Below are 24371 nucleotides of genomic sequence, written 5' to 3' on the forward strand. Positions count from 1 at the left end.
TACAGAACTCAGTCCTTACCCGCTTAGTCTTTAACTGTCCAACTTTGCGGGGTCAGTTCAGAAGGGCGGGCTTTTTCGAAGGCCGGGATCGCGTTGCGATCAGCGCAGTTGATTCACGAGCAGCCCCATGATCTGCCGGGCCGGCGACGACGTATCGATCGCACCGGAATCGTCGACGACTGCGACGCGCGTCTGGTCGGACGACAGCGCCTTCACGTTGACGCGATACTGCTTCGCCTGCTTTTCCTTCTTGCCGTGGAACAGCTGGCTCCAGAAGCCCTGCTCGGCCGCGCTGATGTCCTTCGGATCGACATAACGCACGAAATACAGGCCCTTCGAGCGATCGCGATCGTCGACCGTGAAGTTCGCGCGATCGAGCGCGAGGCCAACGTGCAGCCACGAACGGTCGTACGGCTCGCCGAGCGTGACTTCGGACGGCACCGCAGCCGAGTCGACGTCGTTCGCTTGCGACGACGTACGCGCGACGTTCTGCGCGGCGATCGCCGCGGCGGCAGCCTTCGACGCGTCGGTATCCGCCTTCTTGTCCTTCGGCACCGTGTTGTCGTTGATGTTCGCGATCGGCGGCTCGCCGTTCTTCGCACGCTGCTCGTTCTGGGCGAGCACCGCCATCAGCCGCTTCAGGTATTCCGTCTCGAGCGCCGGATCGTTCGGCTTCGCTTCCCACTTGCTCGAATCGTTGTTCGCACCGGTGATCGCCTCGCGCATGCCCTTCTGGCTGATGAACACGTAGGTGCCGCCGTTCGGCGCCGAATCGAGGCGCGTGCGGTACTTGTTGCGCTCGGCCGTCACGTACGAGTTGCCCATCGCCTTCGAGATCACGCTACGGATCAGGCCGTCGTTGATCTGCGGATGGGTCTCGTTCCAGTCGGTTTCCATCACGCCCTTGTCGCGCTGGTCGACGACGAGCAGGAAGCCCTGCTCCTGCCAGAAGCGGCGAACCTGCGGCCAGATGTCGGCGGGCTTCTTGCCGTCGATCACGAGCCAGCTCTCGGTGCCGTCGCGCTGGATATGCATGCCGGACACGGCGGGCGCGACGGTGTCCAACGCGGGTGCCGCATGCTGGACCTGCTGAAGCGCAGACAGGGAAGTCGCGCCGCCCTGCGGCGGCAGCGAACGCTGATCGGCCGTCTCGTCAAGCATGTTGGGCGGCACTGCGAGCGACGCTTCCTTCGATTTCGAATCGCTCTTGTAGTCCACTTTCGTGGGCGACGACGTACCGCAACCGGCGACGAGCGCGCCGGTGGCGAGCACTGCAGCGAACCGCATGGTAAGACGAAGATCAGTCATGTTCGGGGAATCCTCTTCCGCTAAATCACGGCGCTTTCCGTGGATCAACCTTGCATTTTACCGGGGCCGCGCCGGGATGTGCAAAAAAGCGACGGCCAAGAAAAAACCCGCGTCAGCCTGAACTGACGCGGGTTCTTTATCTGGTCGGGGCGAGAGGATTTGAACCTCCGACCACCTGCACCCCATGCAGGTACGCTACCAGGCTGCGCTACGCCCCGAAAGAAGAAAATTATAACAGACAGTTGTCCGGTTTAGAACGGGTCGCATGCATTTTGTGAATGTTCCTGCGAGATTTTTTCGAGATGGCGTGGCGACACGTGACTGCCTCGACGCGAGCGGCAACGCGCATCCTGCCGCGCTCGTGCGCCGGCGATGCGATCCGCCCGATGTGCTTACCGCTTGCGCGCGACACAAATGACCGTGAGGCCGGCCATCCGATTGAACCGGAACATCGGCAACTCGGCCCGGCAGATCAGCTTGAGCAAACCGTTGACGACCGGATGGTGCCGGCGCAATTGCGACGCCGGTTCGCGCGGTTGCCGACGCACCCGCTCGCTCAGCCGCAATGCCGCCGCGAGCGGAAACGTGAGGCCGAAGTAGTATGCGCCGTGCTCGACCTCCAGCCCCGCACGACGCACGACGTCTTCAAGACCGTCGAGCGTGTATCTGCGCTTGTGCTCGAGAAAATCGTCATGCGCGCTCCAGAGGAACTGAAACGCGGGAACCGTGATCAGGAACCGGCTGCCCGTCGGCGCGCCCGCCACATATCGCGCAAGCAGCCCGACATCGTCATCGACGTGCTCGAGGACATCCATCAGCAACACGAGATCGGCATCGAATCGGTCGACGGCGCGGCGAAAATGGACGGGCTTCCCGGCCGCCTCCCCGTCGGTATCGTCGGGGTAGCTCGTATCGACACACCAGGCTTCGGTCGCCTGCGTGCACTCGAGCAAATGCTTGGAAAAGAATCCCGAGCCCGCGCCGACGTCGAGTATCCGGCTCGCGTCCGACGAGCCGAGGAATCGACGGATCGCGCGCGCCTTCGACGCGTAGTACCAGTGATCGGCTACATCCGCTCCCAATACGTCGAGCTCCTTCAGATCCATGACGCCTCCCCCGTGTCGGCCACCATACTGATCCATCCAGCCACTGATGCCGATCTTACCGCGCCTCGGCCGGCGCACCCACGGCAAGTTGCGCGAATCGCACCGGCAACCCACGTCGCGTCCTAGTCGAAAAGGACGATGGCCGTTTCGCCGCGGATCGCTACCGTGCGCTTGGCCGGCGCGAGATCGACGCGCACGGCGCATCGTCCGGCTGCATGCCGATCGATTCGGCACCAGCGCAAAACCAAACGACCGTTTGATCTTGCCGCCTTGCCACCGGGAATCCATTGTCCTGTCGTGCACCGCCCGGCCTTGTCCGGACGCCCGTTGTTTGGTAACGCGGCTCTAGCGCGCTATGCCACACTGCACGGCATCGACGTCCGCGCCGCGCATCGGCCGCGCGCCCTCGTCGATCACGACAAGACCTGGAGACAGACGATGCGGAATGCGGTCCGGCGCGGCCATCGCACGCCTTTGGCAATTCTCGACTGGATGGCTGCCCCGCGACGCGTGGCTACCTCGGTCTCGCACAGCACCTCCCGTGCACTCGGCTGCGGCGCGCTGGCGCTCGCGCTGCTCTGCGCCGGCTGCGCGGAACCAGCCGCGCAGCGTGACGGCAACGCGTCGGTCGCCTCGACCAAGATCGAGCGCGCCAAGGCCGAACGTCTCGCCCATGAACAACAGATCGCCCGCACCGTGCCGTCGCTCGCGTCGATCAACCTCACGCAGCCGCGCCCGTTCACGCTGCGCGACTCGGGCCAGAACGGCGCGATGACGTTTCTGCGCGATGTCGATTTCCGCATCGTCAACAACCTCGGTTTCTTCATCCACCAGCTGTCCGCGACACTCGTGCCGACGCAGGCTGGCGCACCGATCGTGTTCGATGATCCGACGAGCTTCGAGATCGACGTGCACGAAGGCACGGTCACGCTCGACAACACGAAGCTGACCGCGCTCTTCGACACCTACATCTTCGGTTACCGCAACGCACCGCTGCGCAAGCTCGCCGTATCGGCCGGCGACGGCGTGATCCATCTGCAAGGCGAGATGCAGCGCGACGGCTGGGTGCCGTTCTCGCTGACCGGCACGCTGGCGATCCGCGACGGCAGTCAGCTCGTGTTCCACCCGACCGGCGTGCGCGTATCGGGCATCAATGCGCAGCCGGTGATGCGCGCGGCCAACGTGAAGATGGCCGACCTGCTGAAGGTAGAGACACCGATCGCGCGGCTCGTCGGCGACGACCTCGTGATGTCGGTCGACAAGCTGATGCCGCCGCCGCGGCTGAAGATCCGGATCACCGCGCTGCGCGTGACGCCGGCCGGACTCGACCTGACGCTCGACGACGGCTCGCACGCCGGCTTCGCGCTGCCCGCGAATGCGCCGCAACAGGCGATGTACATTCGCGGCGGCGACGTGAAATTCATGCGCTCGATGCCGATGAACGCCGACATCCTGATCAGCCCCGTCGATCCGACGAAGCGCGACCAGCATTTCGTGTTCGACCTGTACCACTATCGCGAGCAGGTGTCGGCCGGCTATTTCAATTTCGACGAAAGCGGTGCGATGGCGATCCGGATGCCGTCATACGCGGGCCCCGCGAGCGGCGCCGCGCTGGGCAATGCGGCCGCCCGCCTGAACGACAGCTTCCTCGCCGCGCAGCAGAACGCATTGCGCGACTTACGCCAGCACTGGGAAGCGTTTGCGCTCGCGGCCACCGCGGCGCAGCCCGGCATGCAGAAAGTCGCGATGCGGCGCTCGTCGACCACGCCGTTCAACGAACGGCACGTGTCGAACCGCAACCCGACGATCCATCTGCACAACGTCGACTTCAACCTGTCCGGCGACATCGGCTTCCATGTCGAGGATCTCGACGTGCAGCTCATCGCGAAACGGCCGGGCGAGCCGGTCGACCTCGACGATCCGAACCAGTACGACATCCGCATTCTCGGCGGAACGGTCGTCGAATCGTGGAAGGCGATGTCGGCGCTCTTCAACAACTATCTGCTCGACTATTCGCCGCGCTCGCTGAACGATCTGCAATTGAGCGCGGATGGCCAGGACCTGCGCGTCCAGGGCGGCATCAAGCTCTGGAATCACGTGCCCGGCGTGTGGCTGCCGACCGACATGAAGGGCTCGCTGTCGGTGCTCGACGACCGGCACCTTGCGTTCAAGCCGTCACAGGTGTCGGTGCTCGGCATTCCGCAGGCGAAGCTGCTGCGCTCGCTCGGCATCGAACTCGCGTCGCTGACGCCGCTGCAGCGCCGCGGCGCGGAACTGCGCGGCGACACGCTCGTGCTCGATCAGTACACCGTATTTCCGCCCCCGGTGCTGAATGGAAAACTCGCCCAGGCGACGGTCGAACGCGACGGGCTGCGCCTCACGTTCCGGCGTGCCGCCGACGCGCCCGTGCCGAAGCGGCCGCAGATCGACGCGCCGAGCTACATGTGGATGGAAGGCAGCGACATGAAGATGTTCAACGTGCTCGAACTGAATGTGCGCGCGCTGATCCGGAACTCTGCCGACGCCGGCCCGATGCGTTTCGACCTGTACGGCTATCGCAGCCAGGTCGCGCAGGGCTCGGTGCGGATGCTGCCGGACGGCACGCTCGTCGTCGACATGGGCAAGCCGAATCCGCTCGCATCGCGCTGACATCGCGGGCCCGCGCGCATGAAAAAGCCCGGTGGCACTTCGCCAACCGGGCTTTGTTTCGAGCGTCGTGCTCAGTCGCGCTTCAATCCGTCGATCACGTCGAGGAGCGCCTGCCGCAACGCGTTCACGTCGACCGTTGCCCCCTGCTGGCCCGACGCACGCTCATCGGCTCCCGGCATGTCCGGCTCGGCCGGTGCGGCGGCGCCGCGCTCGGCACCTGGCGAATCGAGCCGGTTGCGCGCCCCGTTGATCGTGAACCCCTGTTCATACAGCAACTCGCGAATCCGCCGGATCAGCAGCACTTCGTGATGCTGGTAATACCGGCGATTGCCACGCCGCTTCACCGGCCGCAACTGCGTGAATTCCTGTTCCCAGTAACGCAGCACGTGCGGCTTGACCCCGCAGAGCTCACTGACCTCACCGATCGTGAAGTAGCGCTTCGCGGGAATCGGAGGCAAGACGACTTTCTCAACCGTAGTGGTCATCGTCGGTTAACCGTCGGTAAAGGGTGCGCGGCGGCCGCGCGGGGACGTCAACGCGCGGGCGTTATTCCACGCCGTTTTCGACCAGCGCCTTCAGCTTCTGGCTCGCGTGGAAGGTTACCACCCTGCGGGCCGCGATCGGAATCGCCTCGCCCGTCTTCGGATTGCGGCCCGGACGCTGCGGCTTGTCGCGCAGTTGGAAATTGCCGAATCCCGACAGCTTGACGCTTTCACCGTTTTCGAGCGCGTCGCGGATCACTTCGAAAAAAGCCTCGACCATGTCCTTCGCTTCACGCTTGTTCAGCCCGACGCTGTCGAACAACAGCTCCGCCAGTTCCGCTTTCGTCAGCGTCGGCGTCTCGGTGGACGCCGGCGCCGAAGCGTCGCGGTTCATGGCGCTGCGTTGCGCCGTCAGGAGGGCTTCGAATTCACTCGAGGTCATGTCGTTCATATCTGCCATACAGCGCGTTAAACCAAAACTTGCGAGGGGAAAAAGCCGCCCGCCAACGGGCGGCCCCTCTCCTTAGCCGCGCAGGCGGGCACCGGCACGAGCCATTCGCTCGACCAGCGTCTGGATCGCCTGATCGACGACCTCGTCCTGTAGCGTGCCAGCCGGATCCTGCAGCGTCACGCGGAAGGCAAGGCTCTTCTCGTGCGCGGCAAGGCCACCGGAAGTATTTGATTTTGCACGAAATTCGTCGAAGAGTACAACCTTCTGAACGAATCGGCAGGCGTCTTCGCCCAGCGCCTTCTTCATTTCGTCGAAAAGTGCCTGAACCTCGACCGCCTGATCGACCACGACGGCGATATCGCGCCGTACCGGCGGGAATTTCGACACGTCGGTCGGTGCCGGCAGCGCACGCGCGGTGAGCGCGTCCGTGTCGATTTCGAACATCACCGGCGCGTGCGGCAGCTCGTACTTCTGCATCAGGCGCGGATGCAGCTCGCCGATCCAGCCGACCGCGCGGCCATCGACTTTGATGCGCGCGCTGCGGCCCGGATGAAGGGCCGGATGTTCGGCCTTCACGAAACGCGCGGCGGCCGGCGCGAGCAGCGCCTCGAGATCGCCCTTCACGTCGAAGAAATCGACTGCGCGCGTGGCCACGCCCCACTGCTCGTCGACCGCCGGGCCGTACGCGAGCGCGCCGACACGTTTCGGCTGCGTGTAGCCTTCGACAGTCAGCTCGCCGGCCTTCACCGACGGATCGGCGACGAATACGCGGCCGGCCTCGAATACGCGCACGCGATCCGCGCGACGGTTCAGGTTGTGTCGCAGCACCGAGATCAGGCTGCCGAACAGCGTCGTGCGCATCACCGACAGCTGGCTCGCGATCGGGTTCAGCAGGCGGATCGGGTTGTCGTTGCCGGCGAAATCGTGCTCCCACTCCGCATCGACGAAGCTGAAGTTGACCGTTTCCGCGTAGTCGCGCGCCGCGAGCGCATGACGGATGTCGTGGATCGAACGCTGCGTCTCATTGGTCGCGCGCATCTCGCTCGTCGCGACCGGCGGACGCGCCGGAATCTTCTCGAAGCCGTAAATGCGTGCGACTTCCTCGATCAGGTCTTCCTCGATCTCGATGTCGAAGCGGTGCGACGGCGGCGTGACCAGGAATGCGTCATCGTCACGCTCGAACGGCAGGCCGAGGCGCGTGAAGATGTCCGCGATCTCGTCAGCGTCGATCTTCACGCCGATGATGCGGTTCGCGCGCGACACGCGCATCTTCACCGGCGCGCGCTGCGGCAGGTTGACCGCCTGATCGTCGATCGGGCCGGCCTTGCCGCCGCAGATCTCGAGAATCAGTTGAGTAATGCGCTCGACGTGTTCGACGGTCGTCGCGTAGTCGACGCCGCGCTCGAAGCGATGAGCCGCATCGGTCGAGAAGTTGTACTTGCGCGCGCGGCCACGGATGCTGTCCGGCCACCAGAACGCGGCTTCCAGGTAGATATTGGTCGTGTCGAGCGTCACCGCCGTGCTGTCGCCGCCCATGATGCCCGCGAGGCTTTCGACGTGGCGGTCGTCCGCAATCACGCCGACCGTTTCGTCGAGTCCGACCGTATTGCCGTTCAGCAGCTTCAGCGACTCGCCGCGCTTGCCCCAGCGCACCTCGATGCCGCCGTGGATCTTGTCGAGGTCGAACACGTGCGACGGACGGCCGAGCTCGAACATCACATAGTTCGAGATGTCGACCAGCGCCGACACGCTGCGCTGGCCCGAACGCGCGAGGCGCTCGACCATCCATTGCGGCGTCTTCGCGTGCGCGTTCACGCCGCGGATCACGCGGCCGGAGAAGCGGCCGCACAGATCGGGCGCGGCAATGCGCACGGGCAGCGTCTCGTCGAGCTCGACGCGCACCGGACGGATATCGACCGGCGTCAGCGGAGCGCCGGTGATCGCGGCCGTCTCGCGCGCGATGCCGAACACGGACAGGCAATCGGCCTTGTTCGGCGTCAGCTTGATTTCGAAGATCGTGTCGTCGAGATTGAGCGTGTCGCGGATGTCCTGGCCGACCGGCGTATCTTCCGGCAGGATCAGCAGGCCGCTGTGGTCCTCGGACAGCTTCAGCTCACGCGCCGAGCACAGCATCCCCTGGCTCTCCACGCCGCGCAGCTTCGACAGCTTGATCGCGAACGGCTTGCCGCCCTCTTCCGCCGGCGGCAGTTCCGCGCCGACCAGCGCGACCGGCACCTTGATGCCGGGCGCCACGTTCGGTGCGCCGCAAACGATGTTCAGCGTCGCGCCGGTACCGGCGTCGACCTGGCAGACATTGAGCTTGTCCGCATCCGGATGCTTGACGACTTCGAGCACGCGGCCGACGACGATCTTCGACGTCGGCGGCGCAGCCTTGCTCAGCGATTCGACTTCGAGCCCCGCCATCGTCAGCGCGTGCGACAGCTCGTCGGTCGTCAGCTGCGGGTCGACAAAGGTTCTCAACCAGGATTCAGGGAATTGCATGGATGTCTACGTTCGAAACAGGTTAGATCGACGCCCGGGCCCCGTCGGAAACGTCCGGCGGGGCGTGCGCGGGCACATGTCGGCGCGGCGCGTGCGTTATGCGAACTGGCGCAGGAAACGCAGGTCGTTCTCGAAGAACAGCCGGAGATCCTGAACGCCGTAGCGCAGCATCGTCAGGCGCTCGAGGCCGCTGCCGAACGCAAAGCCGATGTAGCGCTCGGGATCGAGGCCCATGTTGCGGATCACGGTCGGATGCACCTGCCCCGAGCCGGAAATCTCGAGCCACTTGCCGGCGTTCTTGCCGTGCTCGAACATCATGTCAATCTCGGCCGACGGTTCCGTGAACGGGAAATACGACGGACGGAAGCGCACGAGGATGTCGTCGCGCTCGAAGAATTTCTTCAGGAAATCGGTATAGACGCCCTTGAGGTCGGCGAAGCTGATGTTCTCGTCGATCCACAGCCCCTCGACCTGATTGAACATCGGCGAGTGCGTCGCATCGCTGTCCACGCGATACGTGCGGCCCGGCGCAATCACCTTGATCGGCGGACGGTTCATGCGCGCGTAACGCACCTGCATCGGGCTCGTGTGCGTGCGCAGCAGCAGCTGTCGGCCGTCGGCATCCTTGCCTTCGACGTAGAAGGTGTCCTGCATCGAACGCGCCGGATGGTTCTCCGGGCTGTTCAGCGACGTGAAGTTGTACCAGTCGGTCTCGATTTCGGGGCCGTCGGCCACGTCGAAGCCGATCGAGCGGAAAATCTGTTCGACGCGCTCCCACGTGCGCATCACCGGGTGCAGGCTGCCTGCACCGGCGCCGCGGCCCGGCAGCGTGACGTCGATCGCCTCGGCTGCGAGGCGCTGGTTCAACAGCGCGTCGGCGAGCGCCTGGCGACGCGCGGTCAGCGCGGCTTCAACCTGCTGCTTCGCGACGTTGATGCGTGCGCCTTCGGTTTTGCGTGCTTCGGGATCGAGCTTGCCGAGGCCCTTGAGCAACTCGGTCAGCGCACCCGACTTGCCGAGAAATCGTGCTTTCTCGTTTTCGAGCGTGGTGATGTCGGCAGCCTGTTCGAAGGACTGCTGCGCGTCGGCGACAATCTGGTCCAGATCCATAGATCCCATCATTTCCAACGTCATTCGGTCTTGGCGAGCCAATCTGCCCACCAAACAAAAAAGGGGCTCGGAAGAGCCCCGTTTTCGCTGCAGCGGCCGAAACTACCGGAACATCGCTGCAACTCACCACGCAGTGCTAATTTCGCAATTAGGCTGCAACGGCGGCTTTCACCTGCTGGACGATCGCAGCAAAAGCAGCCTTGTCGAACACCGCCATGTCGGCGAGGACCTTGCGGTCGAGTTCGATCGACGCCTTCTTCAGGCCGTTGATGAACACGCTGTAGGTCATGTCGTGCTGGCGAACTGCCGCGTTGATACGCGTGATCCACAGTGCGCGGAACACACGCTTCTTGTTGCGGCGATCGCGGTACGCGTACTGACCAGCGCGCATCACCGCCTGCTTGGCGATGCGGTAGACGTTATTGCGACGGCCGCGATAACCCTTGGCCAGCTTGATGATCTTCTTGTGGCGGGCCCGTGCGGTTACCCCACGTTTGACTCGAGGCATGTTTCTCTCCTTAGAGTATCAGTTGAGGGGTTACGCGAACGGCAGCATTGCGCGGACGGAGTTCAGATCGGAATCATGAACTGCCGTTGCGCCGCGCAGGTGACGCTTGTTCTTCGTGGTTTTCTTGGTCAGGATGTGACGCTTGAAGGCTTGACCGCGCTTGACGGTACCGCCCGGACGCACCACGAAGCGCTTTGCAGCACTCTTCTTGGTCTTCATCTTAGGCATGACGAACAACTCCAGTTTATTTGATGGCGATGGGTGTGCGGTTGGCATGCGCCCTTGACCCGCCCTTCGAAACCCAGTCCACTTGTGTACGGCGAACCGCTTGCGCAGCCGCCGTCATTGTTGGTGCGCCGCCCGGACCGGGCAACGCACCGAACCACTGTCGAACCTGCGCGCCGTGCGCGCGGGCCCGTTACTTCTTTTTCTTCGGCGAGAGCACCATGATCATCTGGCGCCCTTCCATCTTCGGCATCTGCTCGACCTGGCCGACTTCCTCGAGATCCGTGCGCAGACGTTCCAGCATCCGCATGCCGATCTCTTGGTGAGCCATTTCGCGGCCGCGGAAACGCAACGTGATCTTCGTCTTGTCGCCCTCTTCGAGGAAGCGCACGAGATTGCGGAGCTTGACGTGGTAGTCACCGTCATCGGTACCCGGGCGGAATTTGACTTCCTTCACCTGGATGACCTTCTGCTTCAGCTTCGCTTCGTGCTGCTTCTTGGACTCCTGATACTTGAACTTGCCGTAGTCCATCAGACGGCAGACCGGGGGAACCGCTTGCGGCGCGATTTCCACCAGATCAACATCCAGTTCTTCCGATTTACGGAAAGCATCAGCGAGTTTTACGATACCGAGCGGTTCGTTCTCGAGCCCGACCAGACGCACTTCCGGCGCAGAGATTTCACCGTTGATGCGATGCGACGACTTATCAGTAGCGATGTTACGTTTCCTCTAAAAATTAAAAAAACGAGCCGCGCTGCCAGGGTGGTTACTTGAACGAGCGCAGGTCTTCCTGCAGACGCTCAACGAAGGCTTCGATCGGCATAACGCCAAGATCGACGCCGCCACGGGCACGCACGGCTACCGTTTGCGCATCACGCTCCTTATCACCCACGACGAGGAGATAAGGCACCTTTTCCAGCGTGTGCTCGCGTATTTTATAGCTAATCTTCTCGTTGCGCAAATCGCCCGCCACCCTAACCCCTTGTTTTTGCAACGTTTGGGTCAGAGAGTGTGCATATTCCACCTGACTTTCGGCGATATTGAGCACAACTGCCTGGAACGGCGCGAGCCAGGCCGGCATCGCGCCGGCATGGTGCTCGATCAAAATACCGAGGAATCGCTCCATCGAACCGACGATCGCACGGTGCAGCATCACCGGCCGGCGGCGGCTGTTGTCCTCCGCGACGTACTCGGCACCGAGGCGCTCCGGCAGCACCATGTCGAGCTGCAACGTGCCGCACTGCCACGAACGGCCGAGCGCATCCTTGATGTGGTACTCGATCTTCGGACCATAGAACGCACCCTCGCCCGGCAGCTCTTCCCACGACAGGCCGCACGCCGTCAGCGCGTCGCGCAGGCCCTGCTCGGCACGATCCCACGTTTCATCCGTGCCCGCACGCTGTTCGGGGCGCAGCGACAGCTTGATGTCGATGTGCTCGAACCCGAAATCCTTGTACACGCTCATCGCCAGCGTATTGAACGCGATCGACTCGGCGATGAACTGCTCTTCCGTACAGAAGATGTGCGCATCGTCCTGCACGAAGCCGCGCACGCGCATCAGGCCATGCAGCGCGCCCGATGCCTCGTTGCGGTGACACGAACCGAATTCCGCGTAGCGCAGCGGCAGGTCGCGGTACGAGCGCAGGCCGTGCTTGAACACCTGAACGTGCCCCGGACAGTTCATCGGCTTGATCGCGTAATCGCGCTTCTCCGACTCCGTCGTGAACATGTTCTCGCGGTAGTTCTGCCAGTGGCCCGACGCTTCCCACAGCGAGCGATCCATGATCATCGGCGTCTTGATCTCGAGGTAGCCGGCGTCGTTCACGCGGCGGCGCATGTACTGCTCGACCTGCTGCCACAGCGCCCAGCCCTTCGGGTGCCAGAACACCATGCCTGGCGACTCTTCCTGCATGTGGAACAGGTCGAGCTGCTTGCCGAGCTTGCGGTGGTCGCGCTTTTCCGCCTCCTCGAGCATGTGCAGGTATTGATCCTGGTCTTCCTTCTTCGTCCAGGCCGTGCCGTAGATGCGCTGCAACTGCTCGTTCTTCGAGTCGCCGCGCCAGTACGCGCCCGCGACCTTCATCAGCTTGAAGACCTTCAGCTTGCCGGTCGACGGCACGTGCGGCCCGCGGCACAGATCCGTGAAGCCGCCGTGCGAGTACAGCTTGATTTCGTCGCTTTGCGGAATCGATTCGATGATCTCGGCCTTGTACTTCTCGCCGATGCTGCGAAAATAGCCGGCCGCCTCGTCGCGCGACACGACGCGACGCGTCACCGGCTCGTCCTTCTTCGCGATTTCCTGCATGCGCTTTTCGATCTTTTCCAGATCCTCGGGCGTAAACGGGCGGTTGTACGAGAAGTCGTAGTAGAAGCCGTTGTCGATCACGGGACCGATCGTCACCTGCGCATCCGGATACAGCTCCTTCACTGCGTACGCGAGCAAGTGGGCGGTCGAGTGACGGATGATGTCGAGACCGTCGGCATCCTTGTCCGTGACGATCGCGAGCGCTGCGTCGCGATCGATGACCGTGGACGTGTCGACGAGCTCGCCGTCGAGCTTGCCTCCAAGCGCAGCCTTCGCGAGGCCGGGACCGATCGAGGCCGCAACCTCGGCAACTGTCACCGGATGCTCGTATTGTCGAACTGAGCCGTCAGGCAAGCGTATCGAAACCATAGCAATCTCCGTGATGCCGACAGTGGGCGGCAAACCAGGTACGCGATAAAAAAGTCGCGCGCGAAATTTCGCGACAAAAAAAATGCGGCCCCGCTTTCGAGGGGCCGCATTCGATACTTCACTCGGGCTGAAAGGGCGAAAACGTTCCTCGACTAGCGTCGCTCCGAAAAGGTTTCGGTCAACGTTCGCGGTGTCATAACCGTATTCGCCCTGTTCGCGTTGAGTTATCTACTGCATCGAATACCCGGAAACCGGGCATTCTCAATTCGTTGGTAGGCTCGATTGGACTCGAACCAACGACCCCCACCATGTCAAGGTGGTGCTCTAACCAGCTGAGCTACGAGCCTAGAGAAGCTAAGATTATATGGAGCTATCGCTGACTTGGCAAGTGTTTTATGCGGCCGCAGCAAAAGGGTCGCGTTCCGCCCCCATTACAGGGGCGTCACGTCTTGCGCCCCGCCCGCACGACGCCCGGCACTTCGCCAAGCAGCGTGCACGCACGCTGTACCTGCGCGGAATTCGACACCTCGACCGTGAACTGCATGAACGCCGCATTGCGGCGGCTCTGCGTCTTCACGCCCACCACGTTCATTTTCTCGCGCGCGAACACTTCGGAGATGTCGCGCAGCAAGCCTTGCCGGTCGCTCGCCTCGATCATCAGGTCGACCGGATAGACGGACACGCCGCGTCCGCCCAGCACGTCGGCCGACCAGGTCGTCTGCAGCACGCGCTCCGGCGCCCGTTCGGCCATCCGCCTGAACGTCGGGCAGTCGCTGCGGTGGATCGACATCCCCTTGCCGCGCGTAACGAAACCGCTGATCGGGTCGGGCGGCGCCGGACGGCAGCAGCGCGCAAGCTGGGTCAGCAGCGCATCGACGCCGACCACCAGCACGCCGGTCGACGCGCCGTGCGCGACACTCGCCCCGCTGCTGCGCTTCTCGAAATCGGCGGGCGCCTCGGGCGCGTGCTCGGGCGGCGGCGCATCGGACAGCGCGTGCTCGACGTTGCGCAGGCTGAATTCTTCCTTGCCGACGACCGAGAACAGTTCGTCGGGCGACTTGAAGCCGAGCTTCGCGGCGAGGTTGTCGAGATTGACCGACGTCTTGCCTTCGCGCTGCAGCGTCTTTTCGACGAGCGCGCGACCATGCGCGATGTTCTCTTCCTGCTCGATCGAGTTGAACCACGCCCGCACCTTCTGTCGCGCACGCGAACTCTTCAGGTAGCCGAGCTGCAGGTTCAGCCAGTCGCGCGACGGGCCGCCCTCCTTCACCGCGACGATCTCGACCGTCTGGCCGTTCGCGAGCGACGTGTTCAGCGGCACCATCACGCCGTCGACGCGCGCGCCGCGGCAGCGATGGCCGAGCTCGCTGTGCAGGTGGTACGCGAAATCGACCGGCGTCGCACCCTGCGGCAGCGCGATCACGCGCGCCTGCGGCGTCAGCACGTAGATGTGGTCATCGTCGAGCGACGTCTCGCGCAACTGGGCCCACGCCTGGTCGCCCGATACCTCGACGTCGTCCTTCCATGCGAGCAGCTGGCGCAGCCACGCGATCTTCTCGTCGTACTTGTCGCTCGCCGAGAACTGGCCGCCATAGCCGCGCGCGCCGGCTTCCTTGTAGCGCCAGTGCGCGGCGATGCCGTACTCCGCGAAGCGGTGCATTTCCTGCGTGCGGATCTGCACTTCGAACGCGCGGCCGTCGTCGCCGATCACGACCGTATGCAGCGACTTGTAGCCGTTCGGCTTCGGGCGCGAGATGTAGTCGTCGAATTCCTTCGGCACCGGCTGCCACAGGTGATGCACGATGCCGAGCACCGCGTAGCAATCCTTGATGTCCGGCACGATCACGCGGAACGCCCGCACGTCGTACAGCTCGGCGAAGTCGAGCTCCTTGCCGCGCATCTTGCGCCAGATGCTGTAGATGTGCTTCGGCCGCCCGCTCACGTCGGCCGGGATGTGCGCCTCCGCCAGCTCGTGCTGGAGCCGCTCGATCGCCTGGGCGACGTAGGCCTCGCGTTCGATGCGCTTCTCGTCGAGCAGCTTGGCGATGCGCTTGTAGGTGACCGGATCCTCGAAGCGGAACGCGAGGTCCTCGAGCTCCCACTTCAGTTGCCAGATGCCGAGACGGTTCGCGAGCGGCGCGTAGATCTCGAGTGTCTCGCGCGCGACGTCGGGCGGCGGATCGATCTTCGCCGCCGCGTAATAACGCAGCGACTGCAACCGCGACGCCAGCCGGATCAGCACCACGCGGATGTCCTGCGCGAACGCCAGCAGCATCTTGCGCAGCGCCTCGATCTGCGTGCGCCGCTCTTCCGCCGCGTCGCGCCCGGCTTCAGGCATCGCATTCTGCGCGGCGCGCAGGCTCACGGTGCCGAGCCGCAGCAGCTTGCGCACGTCGGACACGAGCCGCGCGACCTCTTCGCCAAACCGTTCGGTCAGTTCCCGCTCGGGATCGTTCAGATGCGGCGTCAGCACGAACAGCGCGGCCGCCTGCATCGCGTGCGGGTCGACGTTCAACGTGCGCATGATCGACGCGGTGCCCGCCGAGTGATCGGCGAGCAGTTCGCCCGTCGACAGGCGCGCGTCGCCGGCCCGCTCGCGCACGAACGCGAGCACGTCGTCGAACGACGGCGCCGCGACGGAAGAAGCGGTAACGGACTCGGTCATTGCACGGCCTGGCGTATTGCGGTCATCGTGATGCTTCGCTCAGCTCCGTTGCGCGGCGACGACGACGATTTCGACCAGCAGCGCGGGATCCGCGAGCTTGGCCTCGACGGTCGCGCGCGGCGGCGTGTTGCCCGGCGCGACCCACGCGTCCCACTCCGCGTTCATGCCTTCGAAATTCGCGAGATCCGAAATGTAGATCTGCACCGACAGCAGATGCGCGTTGTCGCTGTTCGCTTCGGCGAGCAGGCGGTCGATGTGGCCCAGCACTTCGCGCGTCTGGCCCTTGATGTCCTGGGTGGTGTCTTCGGCGATCTGGCCAGCCAGATACACGGTACCGTTGTGGATCGCGGTTTCGGAGAGACGGGCTCCGACGTGGTGACGAATGACTGCCATGGAATATTCCGGTCGTTTGAGTGGGTGAAGAATCGGCGACGGTGCGCCGCCGAACCGCATATTATGACGCGTTTATGAGGCGCCTTCGACGAAAAACCGCCGCGCGAGCGCAATCTGGTCGGCGTTCAGGAATGCCGGCGCGTGCCCCGTGCCGGGAATTTCCGCCTGCGCCACATGCCGGCCGCGGCGCACCATCTCGGCGGCGGTCTCGCGCGACAACAAGTCCGAATCGGCGCCGCGCACGACGAGCAGCGACGCATCGGTCGTCTCGATCGCGCGCCACAGCGCGGTTTCACCGAGCGCGGCCAGTTCAGGTGTCGTCGCCTTGAACGGCTCGGCGATGCGCGGATCGTAGCGCATCGTCCAGCCGCCGTCGGGCAGCTCGCGCAGCAGCGGCCGGTTGATCTCGCGCCATTCGTCAGCGGTCAACTCCCCGAACGGCAGCGACAGCGACGTCAGATAGTCGACGCCTTCCTGCTCGGTCGCGAAGCGCGGCTGCACGCCGAGGTATTCGCCGATGCGCGTCAGCGAATCGGGTTCGATGCGCGGGCCGACGTCGTTCACGATCATCCGGCGCAGCGGCGAACCGGGCAGCCCCGCGAGCGCCATGCCGATCAGCCCGCCCATCGACGTGCCGAACCAGTCGACCGACTCGACATCGAGCCGCGCGATTAGCGTGACCATGTCGGCGACGTATTGCGGAATCGCGTAATGCCGCGGATCAGCGAGCCAGTCGGAGCGACCGCGCCCGACGACGTCGGGGCAGACGACGCGATACGTATCGGAGAGCGCGGCGGCGAGCCGGTCGAAGTCGCGCCCCGAACGGGTCAGGCCGTGCACGCAGACCAGCACGCGCGGATTGGCCGGGTCGCCCCATTCGGTATAGGCGACGTGGTGAAGGCCGGCGGCGCTTGCACACTGCACGCGTCGCTGATGGGGAACCGGGGGATTCGCTGAGGTGATCGGCATCGTTGGCATCCTGTCGAACAGAGGCGGCGCGGCGGGCAACGCGTGCGCCGCCCGATGCAAACGATTGTAAACCGCTTCGTCAACGCAGGTCGTCACGCACGCGCCCCGCCGGCACATCGCCCGCAGCGCGCTCAGTCGCCGCGGCCCCACGCGTCGCGTAACTGCTCGCGCAGGAAATCGACGAATGCGCGCACGCGCAACGGCACGTGACGACCACCGGGATAAACCGCATGAAGCGGCGCCGCGGGCGCCGCGAATGCCGGCAGCACGCGGACCAGTCGACCGGCATCGAGATCGGCACCGACGTCCCAGATCGACTTCAGCGCGATGCCCGCCCCTTCCAGCGCCAACGTACGCGCCGCGCCGCCGTCGTTCGTCAGCAGCGCGGCCGTCACCTCGACCGCAACCGTGCCCTGTGCGCCGTCGAACCGCCACTCGGCACGCGGCTGGTCGCCCATCACGATGCATCGGTGCGCACGAAGCTCGGCCGGTTCAGCCGGCAAACCGTGCGCGGCGACATAGCCCGGCGACGCGCAAAGCACACGATGATTGGGCGCCAGCTCGCGCGCGATCATCGTCGAATCGGCGAGGCTGCCGATCCGCACGGCGATATCGATGTCGTGCGCGAGCAGATCGACGATCGCATCGGTCAGCATCAGTTGCACGATCAGCTCGGGATGCCGCCGCTGAAACGCCGCGACGAGCGGCGCGATCCGCAGTCGGCCGAGCTCGCCCGGCGCCGTCACGCGCAGCAAACCGCCGACCGTGCCACGGCGGTCGGTCATCAGCGTTTCGGCACGCTCCACCTCGGCCAGGATGCGCAGCACCTGCGCGTGAAACTGCGCACCGTCGTCGGTCAGCGTCTGCTGCCGCGTCGTCCGGTGCAGCAGACGCACGCCGAGCTGCGACTCGAGATGCGCCAGCCGCTTGCTGACGACGGACAGCGACAAGTCGAGTTCGCGCGCCGCCGCCGACAGGCTGCCGGCCGACACGATTCTCGCGAAGGTATCGAGCGCCGGGAGATCGTCGATCAGCATCGTGGCACCGACAGCGATTGAATCTTTCCTTTTTTCGAATAATTCATTCGATTTCCGACGGTATTTAGATGGAAATCGAAAACCTACCATACCTGTTCCGCGTCGTCGCACGACGCTATACACAGGACACCCGAAACCATGTCGATTTGCCTTCTTTCGGCCGCTCGCCCAATCACCCGCGTCATCGCCGCGGCCGCCTGCGTCGTTGCGCTGTCGCCTGCCGCATCCCGCGCGGCCGACCTCGTCGAGCCGCACAGCGTGACCGTCGCGGCCGACCTGCCGGCCCCGCAGGCACGCGAGCAGATCCTCGCCGCGCGTCGCTACGGCACGTTCTGGGATACCGGCGACGCCAGCCTCGCCCAAACGGCACTCGCCGCCGGCTTCATCGACCGGACGCTTCCGGCAGGCCGCGCACAGGGCGTCCCGGGGCCGCTCGCGGCATCCCAAACGATGCGCGCGGCCATCCCGGACCTGCGTTGCGACATCGAGCAAATGATCGTCGCGGGCGACCGGGTCGTCGTGCACCTGCATTTTCGAGGGCATTTCACCGGCACGTTCAATGGCACAGCCGGTAGCGGGCAGACGGTCGACTTCATCGCGACCGACATCTACCGGATCGACCATGGCCGGATTGCGGAAAACTGGCACATCGAGGACAACCTGACGCTGATGCGCCAGCTCGGGCTCGTCGGCTGACGGAGGAGACGATGACTTACAACGACTCCAATCCGGCGACGCCTCCGGCACGCCGCACGTTTCTTGCACAGGCCGGCGCCGGGCTGGCGGCCGGCATCGCGGTGGTCGCGGGTGCCTCCCGGCCCGCAGCCGGCGCACCGGCACCGCAGCCGGAAGACACGAGCGCCCGCGGATTCTGGCCGAACGATACGCGGCTCGTCATCTCGATCTCGATGCAATTCGAGGCCGGCGGACAACCGCCCAAGGGCGCGGACAGCCCGTTCCCGCCCGTCGAATTTCCATCGTCGGTGCCGGTCGATCTGGCGTCGGCCACGTGGTTCGCGTATGGCTATCGTGAAGGGATTCCGCGCCTGCTCGACCTGTGGGATCGGCACGGCGTGAAAGTCACGTCGCACATGATCGGGGAAGCCGCACGCCGCCATCCCGAACTGGCGCGCGAGATCGTGTCGCGCGGCCACGAAGCGGCCGCGCACGGCCCGACATGGCGCTCGCAATTCGCGATGAACCGCGACGACGAGCGGCGTTTCCTCGCCGAGGCCCGTGACATGGTCGAAGCGGTGACGGGACAGCGCCCGGTCGGCTACAACTGCAACTGGCTGCGGCGCGGGCCGCACACGCTGCCGCTGCTGCAGGAACTCGGTTACGTGTATCACATCGACGACGTCAGCCGGGACGAGCCGTTCATCGAGACCGTCGGCGGTCGCGATTTCGTGGTCGTCCCCTACACGCTGCGCAACAACGACATCCTGCTGATCGAGGGCCGCAACTACTCGCCGACGATGTTTCTCGAGCAGATCAAGCTCGATTTCGACCAGCTGTACGCGGAAGCCGGGCAGCGGCGCAGATTGATGTCGATCAGCGCGCACGACCGGATCAGCGGCACGCCGCAGATGGTCCGCGCGTGGGATGCTTTCCTGCGCTACGCCCGATCGCATCCGGGAGTGACCTTCATGCGCAAGAACGACATCGCCCGCTTCGCGCTGCGCAGCCCGTCGACGCTGCGCGAAGCCGAAACGATCTGACCGAATTCCGCTCACCTCCTCTTATCGGACCAACACCATGAACGATCCACTCCACGGAAAGAAAGTACTTGTCGTCGGCGGCAGCTCGGGTATCGGCGCCGCGGCAGCGAAAGCTTTCGCGCAACGCGGCGCTGTCGTGACGATCGCATCGCGCGACCCCGCCAGGGCCGGTGCAGATGCCGCGCCGGACGGGCACGTGCGCACCGAAGCGCTCGACATCACCGACACGGCGGCCGTCGATGCGTTCTGCGCGCGGGTCGGCCAGTTCGACCACGTCGTGATTTCAGCCGCGAAGACAGCCACGGGCCCGCTGCGCGCACTGCCGCTTGCCGACGCGCAGGCTGCGATGGACAGCAAGTTCTGGGGCGCATACCGCATCGCCCGCTCGATCGACATCGCACCCGGCGGTTCGCTGACATTCGTGTCGGGTTATCTCAGCGTGCGGCCGAACGCGTCGTCGGTGCTGCAGGGTGCGATCAACGCCGCGCTCGAGGCGCTCGCGCGCGGCCTGGCGCTCGAACTGGCGCCCGTGCGGGTGAACACCGTGTCGCCGGGCCTGATCGCGACGCCGCTGTGGGACAAGCTCGCGCCCGACGCGCGCGATGCGATGTACGCGGGCGCCGCCCAGCGCCTCCCCGCACGCCGCGTCGGCCAGCCCGAGGACGTCGCGAACGCGATCGTCTACCTGGCCACGACGCCTTATGCGACCGGTTCGACGGTGCTGATCGACGGGGGCGGCGCGATCGCGTGACGCATGCGGTCATGACAAAACGCCCCGCGTTCCGTCAGGAACGCGGGGCGTCAATGTCGTGCTGAAAGGACGATGCTCAGGCGACCGCGCTCACATCGAGCGGTGCGCCCGTCTTCGTCTGGATCTCTTCCGCGCTCACGCCGTCGGCGAGCTCGAGCACCTTCAGGCCGTTCGGCGTTACTTCGATCACACCGAGATCGGTGATGATCAGGTCGACCACGCCGACGCCCGTCAGCGGCAGATTGCATTCGTCGAGAATCTTGTGCTGATCGCCCTTCGCGACGTGCTCCATCAGCACCACGACGCGCTTCACGCCCGCGACGAGATCCATCGCGCCGCCCATGCCCTTGATCATCTTGCCCGGGATCATCCAGTTCGCGAGGTCGCCTGTCTTGCTGACCTGCATCGCGCCGAGGATCGCGAGGTTGATGTGGCCGCCGCGAATCATCGCGAACGAATCGGCCGACGAGAAGATCGACGAGCCCGGCAGCGTCGTGACGGTCTGCTTGCCGGCGTTGATCAGGTCGGCGTCGACTTCGTCCTCGGTCGGCGACGGGCCGATGCCGAGCAGGCCGTTTTCCGACTGCAGCCACACCTCGACGCCTTCCGGCACGTGGTTCGCGACGAGCGTCGGCAGGCCGATGCCGAGGTTCACGTAGAAGCCGTCCTGCAGTTCCTTCGCCGCGCGCGCGGCCATCTGGTCACGATTCCAGGCCATGTCAGTCTCCTTTCGCGCGTACGACGCGTTGTTCGATGCGTTTCTCGGGGGTCGCGTTCAGCACGATGCGCTGCACGAAGATGCCAGGCGTGTGGATCTGGTCCGGATCGAGCGTGCCGTTCTCGACGATCTCCTCGACTTCCACGACGGTGATCTTGCCCGCCATCGCGCACATCGGGTTGAAGTTGCGCGCGGTGCGGCGATAGATCAGGTTGCCGGACTTGTCGGCCTTCCACGCCTTCACGAGCGCGACGTCGGCCGTCAGCGACGGCTCGAGCACGTAGTGGCGATCGCCGAACTGGCGCGTTTCCTTGCCTTCGGCGATCACGGTGCCGTAGCCGGTGTTCGTGAAAAAGGCGGGAATGCCGGCGCCGCCCGCGCGCAGCTTCTCGGCGAGCGTGCCCTGCGGCGTGAATTCGAGCTCGAGTTCGCCGGCCAGATACTGGCGCTCGAACTCCTTGTTCTCGCCCACATACGACGAGATCATCTTCTTGATCTGGCGCGTTTCCAGCAGCAGGCCGAGACCGAAGCCGTCGACGCCCGCGTTGTTGCTGATGCAGGTGATGCCCTTGACGGCCGAATCGCGCAACGCGCCGATCAGCGCCTCGGGGATCCCGCACAGGCCGAAGCCGCCCACCGCGAAGGTCTGTCCGTCACGGACGATCCCTTCCAGCGCGGCGGCCGCGCTTGGATAGACTTTGTTCATCTGTATGTCCCTTCCTCTATGGAAACCAGCAAAACCGGTTCACGCGCCCACTGGGCCGCAAGCCCGCCGCATCATTCTATGCATGCACGGCGATACCTGCGTCGAGGCGCGCTGTTTTTATATCGCGACAAACCGCCGCGAGATGCCTGAAAGGGTACGATGCGGCGCGGATACGGCACAATACGCAAAAATACATAAGCGTTTGCCTCCGCTTGCCTGCGCCATGCCCGCTCTCGATTACCAGACTGCCTTTCACCTCGCGCCGCTCGGCCTCGTGATGTCGCGCGACCGCGTGATCGAGGACTGCAACGACGCGCTCGCGTCGATCTTCCGCTGCGCACGGGCCGATCTGCTCGGGAAGTCGTACGAGGTGCTCTATCCGTCACCGGGCGAATTCCAGCGGATCGGCGAACGCATTTCGCGCGTGATGATCGCGAACGGCATCTACGCGGATGACAGAATCATGAAACGGGCCGACGGCGAGCTGTTCTGGTGCCACGTGACGGGCCGCGCGCTCGACCGCACCGCACCGCTCGCGGCCGGCATCTGGACCTTCGAGGACCTGAGCGCGACACGCCGCGTCGCCGTCGAGCTGACGCCGCGCGAACGGGAGATCGCCGCGCAGCTTGCGACCGGCAAGACCAGCAAGCAGATCGGGCGCGTGCTCGACATCAGTTCGCGCACGGTCGACATCTATCGCGCTCGGCTGATGCGCAAGTACGGCACGAACAATACGCCGGAGCTGCTGCAGCGCCTGCTCGGCCAGTGACACGCGCGCCGCAATGGCAATCGGCCGCGTGACACGGCCGATTGAGGGGAACTTCAGGAAATGGCGACACACCGGCACCCGCGCGCCGGGTTCGATGCCGCCGCGCTCAGCCGACCTTCGCCGCGAGCGCGCGCTCGATCGTATCGCGCAGCAGTTGCGGCAGCGGCACCGACTTGCCGAGCGCATAGTCGACCCACACGCAGCGGGCATTGCCGCGCGCATAGACGTGCTGCGGATCGTCCGCGCGCGTCAGCTCGAAACCGGTGTCGAAGCTGCTGCGGCCCGGCTTCGCGGCCGACATCCGCGCGATCACGTCGCCCGGATAGTGCAGTTGCTTCAGGAACTCCATCGACGCCGTGACGATCACGGGCCCGTGCCCCTCGCCGTTGCCGCCCGCGATGCCGAGTTCCTCGAACCACGAGATCCGGGCCTGTTCCATGTAGCGGAAATAGACCGTGTTGTTCACGTGGCCGAACGCATCCATGTCGCCCCAGCGGATCGGCATCGACATTTCAAAAACAGGGGAATATTCGCTCATTGCAGTCTTCTTTGTTGCTGAATGTCACCCACTCAGGCGAGGCCGAAGCCGTCGTCGGCGGAGATAATCGAGCCGTTGATGAACTGCGACTCGTCAGCCGCGAGCAGCAACAACAGCCCGTCGAGATCCTGCGGCTTGCCGACGCGCCGGCGCGGCAGCATCGAGTGCAGCTTCTGGCCCTGCTCGGTTTCCCACAGGTAATGATTGATTTCGGTGTCGATATAGCCCGGACAGATCGCGTTGACGTTGATTCCGTGGCGGCCCCATTCGAGCGCCATCGCGCGCGTCATCTGTACGACCGCCGACTTGCTCATCGCATACAGCCCGATCTGCGGAAACACGCGCAGGCCGGCCACCGACGCGATGTTGATGATCCGGTACGGCGGCTTGCCGTTGCCGTTTGCGCGCATCATCATCCGTTTCGCGACTTCCTGCGCGACGAAAAACGCGCCGCGCGTGTTGGTGTCGAACACGAATTCGAAATCGGCCGGCGTCACGTCGACGAGCTTCTGCATCGTCGAGACACCCGAATTGTTCACGAGGATGTCGATCGTACCGGCTTCCGTCTCCGCGTGCGCGATGGCCGCCTTGATGCTCTGCACGTCGGTGACGTCGAGCGACACGACGTGTGCGGCACCGCCCGCCGCCTCGATCTCCGCGCGCAGCTCCTTCAGGCGCTCGACGCGGCGGCTCGCGAGCACCACCTTCGCACCGGCCTGCGACAGCACCTGCGCGAAGCGCTGCCCGAGACCGCTCGATGCGCCCGTGACCAGCGCGACCTTGCCTTCCAGATTGATCGATCGACCCATTGCACATCCCCTTTCGATATCGTTTCGCCGCGACGGGCGCCCTGCCCCACGCAGCATAACCCTGGCACAAAAAATAGAACGATCGTGCTAATCTATTCGCATGCTGTTGCGGCAAGCGTTTCGTTTCGCAGACAATACGCTCCCGAATAAAAGCATTCTAACGGTTAGAGGAACGCCAATGACCCCCGCAAGCCTCATCGAGCAGTACGGCCCGCGCGAATCGATGGAATACGACGTCGTGATCGTCGGCGGCGGCCCCGCCGGGCTGTCGGCGGCGATCCG

General features: G+C 64.7%; 23 protein-coding genes, 2 tRNA genes and 1 pseudogene. 6 read left to right on the forward strand and 20 right to left on the reverse strand.

Annotation, left to right across the window (positions count from 1 at the left end; genetic code table 11):
* Nucleotides 1-99: 99 nt before the first annotated feature.
* The 3 genes from bamC to SB786_RS34375 form a co-directional block, all read right to left on the reverse strand.
* Nucleotides 100-1308: an outer membrane protein assembly factor BamC gene (gene bamC / locus SB786_RS34365; RefSeq protein ID WP_410731316.1), complete on the reverse strand. Its 1209-nt coding sequence runs from the start codon at nt 1306-1308 to the stop codon at nt 100-102.
* Between the two features lie 141 nt (nt 1309-1449).
* Nucleotides 1450-1526, reverse strand: a tRNA-Pro gene (locus tag SB786_RS34370).
* Between the two features lie 174 nt (nt 1527-1700).
* Nucleotides 1701-2414, reverse strand: a complete 714-nt coding sequence (locus tag SB786_RS34375; RefSeq protein WP_410731317.1) for a class I SAM-dependent methyltransferase — start codon at nt 2412-2414, stop codon at nt 1701-1703.
* Between the two features lie 438 nt (nt 2415-2852).
* Between SB786_RS34375 and SB786_RS34380 the strand changes: the two genes are divergently transcribed.
* Nucleotides 2853-5063, forward strand: a complete 2211-nt coding sequence (locus tag SB786_RS34380) for a hypothetical protein (RefSeq protein WP_410731318.1) — start codon at nt 2853-2855, stop codon at nt 5061-5063.
* Between the two features lie 71 nt (nt 5064-5134).
* Here the strand turns inward: SB786_RS34380 and SB786_RS34385 are convergent, their stop codons facing one another.
* The 13 genes from SB786_RS34385 to SB786_RS34445 form a co-directional block, all read right to left on the reverse strand.
* Nucleotides 5135-5548: a MerR family transcriptional regulator gene (locus SB786_RS34385; protein WP_410731320.1), complete on the reverse strand. Its 414-nt coding sequence runs from the start codon at nt 5546-5548 to the stop codon at nt 5135-5137.
* A gap of 61 nt (nt 5549-5609) precedes the next feature.
* Nucleotides 5610-5996, reverse strand: coding sequence for an integration host factor subunit alpha (locus SB786_RS34390; protein WP_006753316.1), 387 nt, complete (start codon nt 5994-5996; stop codon nt 5610-5612).
* Between the two features lie 72 nt (nt 5997-6068).
* Complete coding sequence (gene pheT / locus SB786_RS34395; RefSeq protein ID WP_410731321.1) at nt 6069-8498, reverse strand: phenylalanine--tRNA ligase subunit beta; 2430 nt, start codon at nt 8496-8498, stop codon at nt 6069-6071.
* 96 nt (nt 8499-8594) lie between these two features.
* Complete coding sequence (gene pheS / locus SB786_RS34400; protein WP_006753318.1) at nt 8595-9608, reverse strand: phenylalanine--tRNA ligase subunit alpha; 1014 nt, start codon at nt 9606-9608, stop codon at nt 8595-8597.
* Nucleotides 9609-9756: 148 nt separating this feature from the next.
* The gene (gene rplT, locus SB786_RS34405; protein WP_006052502.1) at nt 9757-10116 is read right to left on the reverse strand and encodes a 50S ribosomal protein L20; all 360 of its coding nucleotides are present in this window, start codon (nt 10114-10116) and stop codon (nt 9757-9759) included.
* A gap of 30 nt (nt 10117-10146) precedes the next feature.
* Entirely contained in the window at nt 10147-10344 is a 198-nt protein-coding gene (gene rpmI / locus SB786_RS34410; RefSeq protein WP_004191477.1) for a 50S ribosomal protein L35, read from the reverse strand.
* Between the two features lie 190 nt (nt 10345-10534).
* Nucleotides 10535-11059 carry a translation initiation factor IF-3 gene (gene infC, locus SB786_RS34415; protein ID WP_410731330.1) on the reverse strand — a complete coding sequence of 175 codons (525 nt, stop codon included), beginning with the start codon at nt 11057-11059 and terminating at the stop codon, nt 10535-10537.
* 49 nt (nt 11060-11108) lie between these two features.
* The gene (gene thrS / locus SB786_RS34420) at nt 11109-13016 is read right to left on the reverse strand and encodes a threonine--tRNA ligase (protein WP_006758850.1); all 1908 of its coding nucleotides are present in this window, start codon (nt 13014-13016) and stop codon (nt 11109-11111) included.
* Between the two features lie 270 nt (nt 13017-13286).
* Nucleotides 13287-13363 (reverse strand) — tRNA-Val (locus tag SB786_RS34425).
* 95 nt (nt 13364-13458) lie between these two features.
* Nucleotides 13459-15681 (reverse strand): RelA/SpoT family protein, encoded by a 2223-nt coding sequence (locus SB786_RS34430; RefSeq protein ID WP_410731322.1) that lies wholly within the window; start codon nt 15679-15681, stop codon nt 13459-13461.
* A 39-nt stretch (nt 15682-15720) separates the two neighbouring features.
* On the reverse strand, nt 15721-16074 hold the full coding sequence (locus tag SB786_RS34435; protein WP_410731323.1) for a RidA family protein: 354 nt from the start codon (nt 16072-16074) through the stop codon (nt 15721-15723).
* Nucleotides 16075-16146: 72 nt separating this feature from the next.
* Nucleotides 16147-17043: an alpha/beta fold hydrolase gene (locus SB786_RS34440; protein ID WP_410731324.1), complete on the reverse strand. Its 897-nt coding sequence runs from the start codon at nt 17041-17043 to the stop codon at nt 16147-16149.
* Between the two features lie 131 nt (nt 17044-17174).
* A complete protein-coding gene (locus tag SB786_RS34445; protein ID WP_410731325.1) occupies nt 17175-18080 on the reverse strand; it encodes a LysR family transcriptional regulator in 906 nt (301 codons plus the stop codon).
* 138 nt (nt 18081-18218) lie between these two features.
* Between SB786_RS34445 and SB786_RS34450 the strand changes: the two genes are divergently transcribed.
* The 3 genes from SB786_RS34450 to SB786_RS34460 are packed head-to-tail and all read left to right on the forward strand — an operon-like array spanning nt 18219 to nt 20549.
* Nucleotides 18219-18776, forward strand: a complete 558-nt coding sequence (locus SB786_RS34450; protein WP_410731326.1) for an ester cyclase — start codon at nt 18219-18221, stop codon at nt 18774-18776.
* An 11-nt stretch (nt 18777-18787) separates the two neighbouring features.
* Nucleotides 18788-19798: a polysaccharide deacetylase family protein gene (locus tag SB786_RS34455; protein ID WP_410731327.1), complete on the forward strand. Its 1011-nt coding sequence runs from the start codon at nt 18788-18790 to the stop codon at nt 19796-19798.
* A 37-nt stretch (nt 19799-19835) separates the two neighbouring features.
* Complete coding sequence (locus tag SB786_RS34460) at nt 19836-20549, forward strand: SDR family oxidoreductase (RefSeq protein ID WP_410731328.1); 714 nt, start codon at nt 19836-19838, stop codon at nt 20547-20549.
* 76 nt (nt 20550-20625) lie between these two features.
* Here SB786_RS34460 and SB786_RS34465 read toward each other — a convergent pair whose 3' ends face one another.
* A complete protein-coding gene (locus SB786_RS34465) occupies nt 20626-21267 on the reverse strand; it encodes a CoA transferase subunit B (protein WP_228907407.1) in 642 nt (213 codons plus the stop codon).
* Between the two features lies 1 nt (nt 21268).
* Nucleotides 21269-21973 (reverse strand): CoA transferase subunit A, encoded by a 705-nt coding sequence (locus SB786_RS34470; protein ID WP_410731329.1) that lies wholly within the window; start codon nt 21971-21973, stop codon nt 21269-21271.
* A gap of 223 nt (nt 21974-22196) precedes the next feature.
* On the opposite strand from SB786_RS34470, the gene SB786_RS34475 reads away from it, so the two are divergent.
* Nucleotides 22197-22742, forward strand: coding sequence for a LuxR C-terminal-related transcriptional regulator (locus SB786_RS34475; RefSeq protein ID WP_006753330.1), 546 nt, complete (start codon nt 22197-22199; stop codon nt 22740-22742).
* Between the two features lie 106 nt (nt 22743-22848).
* Here the strand turns inward: SB786_RS34475 and SB786_RS34480 are convergent, their stop codons facing one another.
* Together SB786_RS34480 and SB786_RS34485 are read right to left on the reverse strand one after the other, a co-directional pair.
* The gene (locus tag SB786_RS34480; protein ID WP_105785343.1) at nt 22849-23280 is read right to left on the reverse strand and encodes an acyl-CoA thioesterase; all 432 of its coding nucleotides are present in this window, start codon (nt 23278-23280) and stop codon (nt 22849-22851) included.
* A 32-nt stretch (nt 23281-23312) separates the two neighbouring features.
* A complete protein-coding gene (locus SB786_RS34485; protein WP_006762666.1) occupies nt 23313-24089 on the reverse strand; it encodes an SDR family oxidoreductase in 777 nt (258 codons plus the stop codon).
* 106 nt (nt 24090-24195) lie between these two features.
* Between SB786_RS34485 and SB786_RS34490 the strand changes: the two are divergent.
* Nucleotides 24196-24371: pseudogene (locus SB786_RS34490) on the forward strand (electron transfer flavoprotein-ubiquinone oxidoreductase); the annotation flags it as partial.

Origin of the sequence: Burkholderia sp. SIMBA_062 (assembly GCF_046534765.1) — a bacterium.
GTDB lineage: Bacteria > Pseudomonadota > Gammaproteobacteria > Burkholderiales > Burkholderiaceae > Burkholderia > Burkholderia ambifaria.

What these genes read in the sequence shown, in the direction of transcription:
- SB786_RS34475 (WP_006753330.1), top strand. Translation starts at nt 22,197, where the DNA reads ATGCCCGCTCTCGATTACCAGACTGCCTTTCACCTCGCGCCGCTCGGC.
- pheS (WP_006753318.1), bottom strand. Translation starts at nt 9,608, where the DNA reads ATGGATCTGGACCAGATTGTCGCCGACGCGCAGCAGTCCTTCGAACAG.
- SB786_RS34385 (WP_410731320.1), bottom strand. Translation starts at nt 5,548, where the DNA reads ATGACCACTACGGTTGAGAAAGTCGTCTTGCCTCCGATTCCCGCGAAG.
- SB786_RS34455 (WP_410731327.1), top strand. Translation starts at nt 18,788, where the DNA reads ATGACTTACAACGACTCCAATCCGGCGACGCCTCCGGCACGCCGCACG.
- SB786_RS34480 (WP_105785343.1), bottom strand. Translation starts at nt 23,280, where the DNA reads ATGAGCGAATATTCCCCTGTTTTTGAAATGTCGATGCCGATCCGCTGG.
- SB786_RS34465 (WP_228907407.1), bottom strand. Translation starts at nt 21,267, where the DNA reads ATGGCCTGGAATCGTGACCAGATGGCCGCGCGCGCGGCGAAGGAACTG.
- SB786_RS34375 (WP_410731317.1), bottom strand. Translation starts at nt 2,414, where the DNA reads ATGGATCTGAAGGAGCTCGACGTATTGGGAGCGGATGTAGCCGATCAC.
- pheT (WP_410731321.1), bottom strand. Translation starts at nt 8,498, where the DNA reads ATGCAATTCCCTGAATCCTGGTTGAGAACCTTTGTCGACCCGCAGCTG.
- SB786_RS34390 (WP_006753316.1), bottom strand. Translation starts at nt 5,996, where the DNA reads ATGAACGACATGACCTCGAGTGAATTCGAAGCCCTCCTGACGGCGCAA.
- SB786_RS34470 (WP_410731329.1), bottom strand. Translation starts at nt 21,973, where the DNA reads ATGAACAAAGTCTATCCAAGCGCGGCCGCCGCGCTGGAAGGGATCGTC.
- SB786_RS34435 (WP_410731323.1), bottom strand. Translation starts at nt 16,074, where the DNA reads ATGGCAGTCATTCGTCACCACGTCGGAGCCCGTCTCTCCGAAACCGCG.
- SB786_RS34440 (WP_410731324.1), bottom strand. Translation starts at nt 17,043, where the DNA reads ATGCCGATCACCTCAGCGAATCCCCCGGTTCCCCATCAGCGACGCGTG.
- rpmI (WP_004191477.1), bottom strand. Translation starts at nt 10,344, where the DNA reads ATGCCTAAGATGAAGACCAAGAAGAGTGCTGCAAAGCGCTTCGTGGTG.
- SB786_RS34485 (WP_006762666.1), bottom strand. Translation starts at nt 24,089, where the DNA reads ATGGGTCGATCGATCAATCTGGAAGGCAAGGTCGCGCTGGTCACGGGC.
- SB786_RS34380 (WP_410731318.1), top strand. Translation starts at nt 2,853, where the DNA reads ATGCGGAATGCGGTCCGGCGCGGCCATCGCACGCCTTTGGCAATTCTC.
- thrS (WP_006758850.1), bottom strand. Translation starts at nt 13,016, where the DNA reads ATGGTTTCGATACGCTTGCCTGACGGCTCAGTTCGACAATACGAGCAT.
- SB786_RS34445 (WP_410731325.1), bottom strand. Translation starts at nt 18,080, where the DNA reads ATGCTGATCGACGATCTCCCGGCGCTCGATACCTTCGCGAGAATCGTG.
- SB786_RS34430 (WP_410731322.1), bottom strand. Translation starts at nt 15,681, where the DNA reads ATGACCGAGTCCGTTACCGCTTCTTCCGTCGCGGCGCCGTCGTTCGAC.
- SB786_RS34460 (WP_410731328.1), top strand. Translation starts at nt 19,836, where the DNA reads ATGAACGATCCACTCCACGGAAAGAAAGTACTTGTCGTCGGCGGCAGC.
- SB786_RS34450 (WP_410731326.1), top strand. Translation starts at nt 18,219, where the DNA reads ATGTCGATTTGCCTTCTTTCGGCCGCTCGCCCAATCACCCGCGTCATC.
- bamC (WP_410731316.1), bottom strand. Translation starts at nt 1,308, where the DNA reads ATGACTGATCTTCGTCTTACCATGCGGTTCGCTGCAGTGCTCGCCACC.
- rplT (WP_006052502.1), bottom strand. Translation starts at nt 10,116, where the DNA reads ATGCCTCGAGTCAAACGTGGGGTAACCGCACGGGCCCGCCACAAGAAG.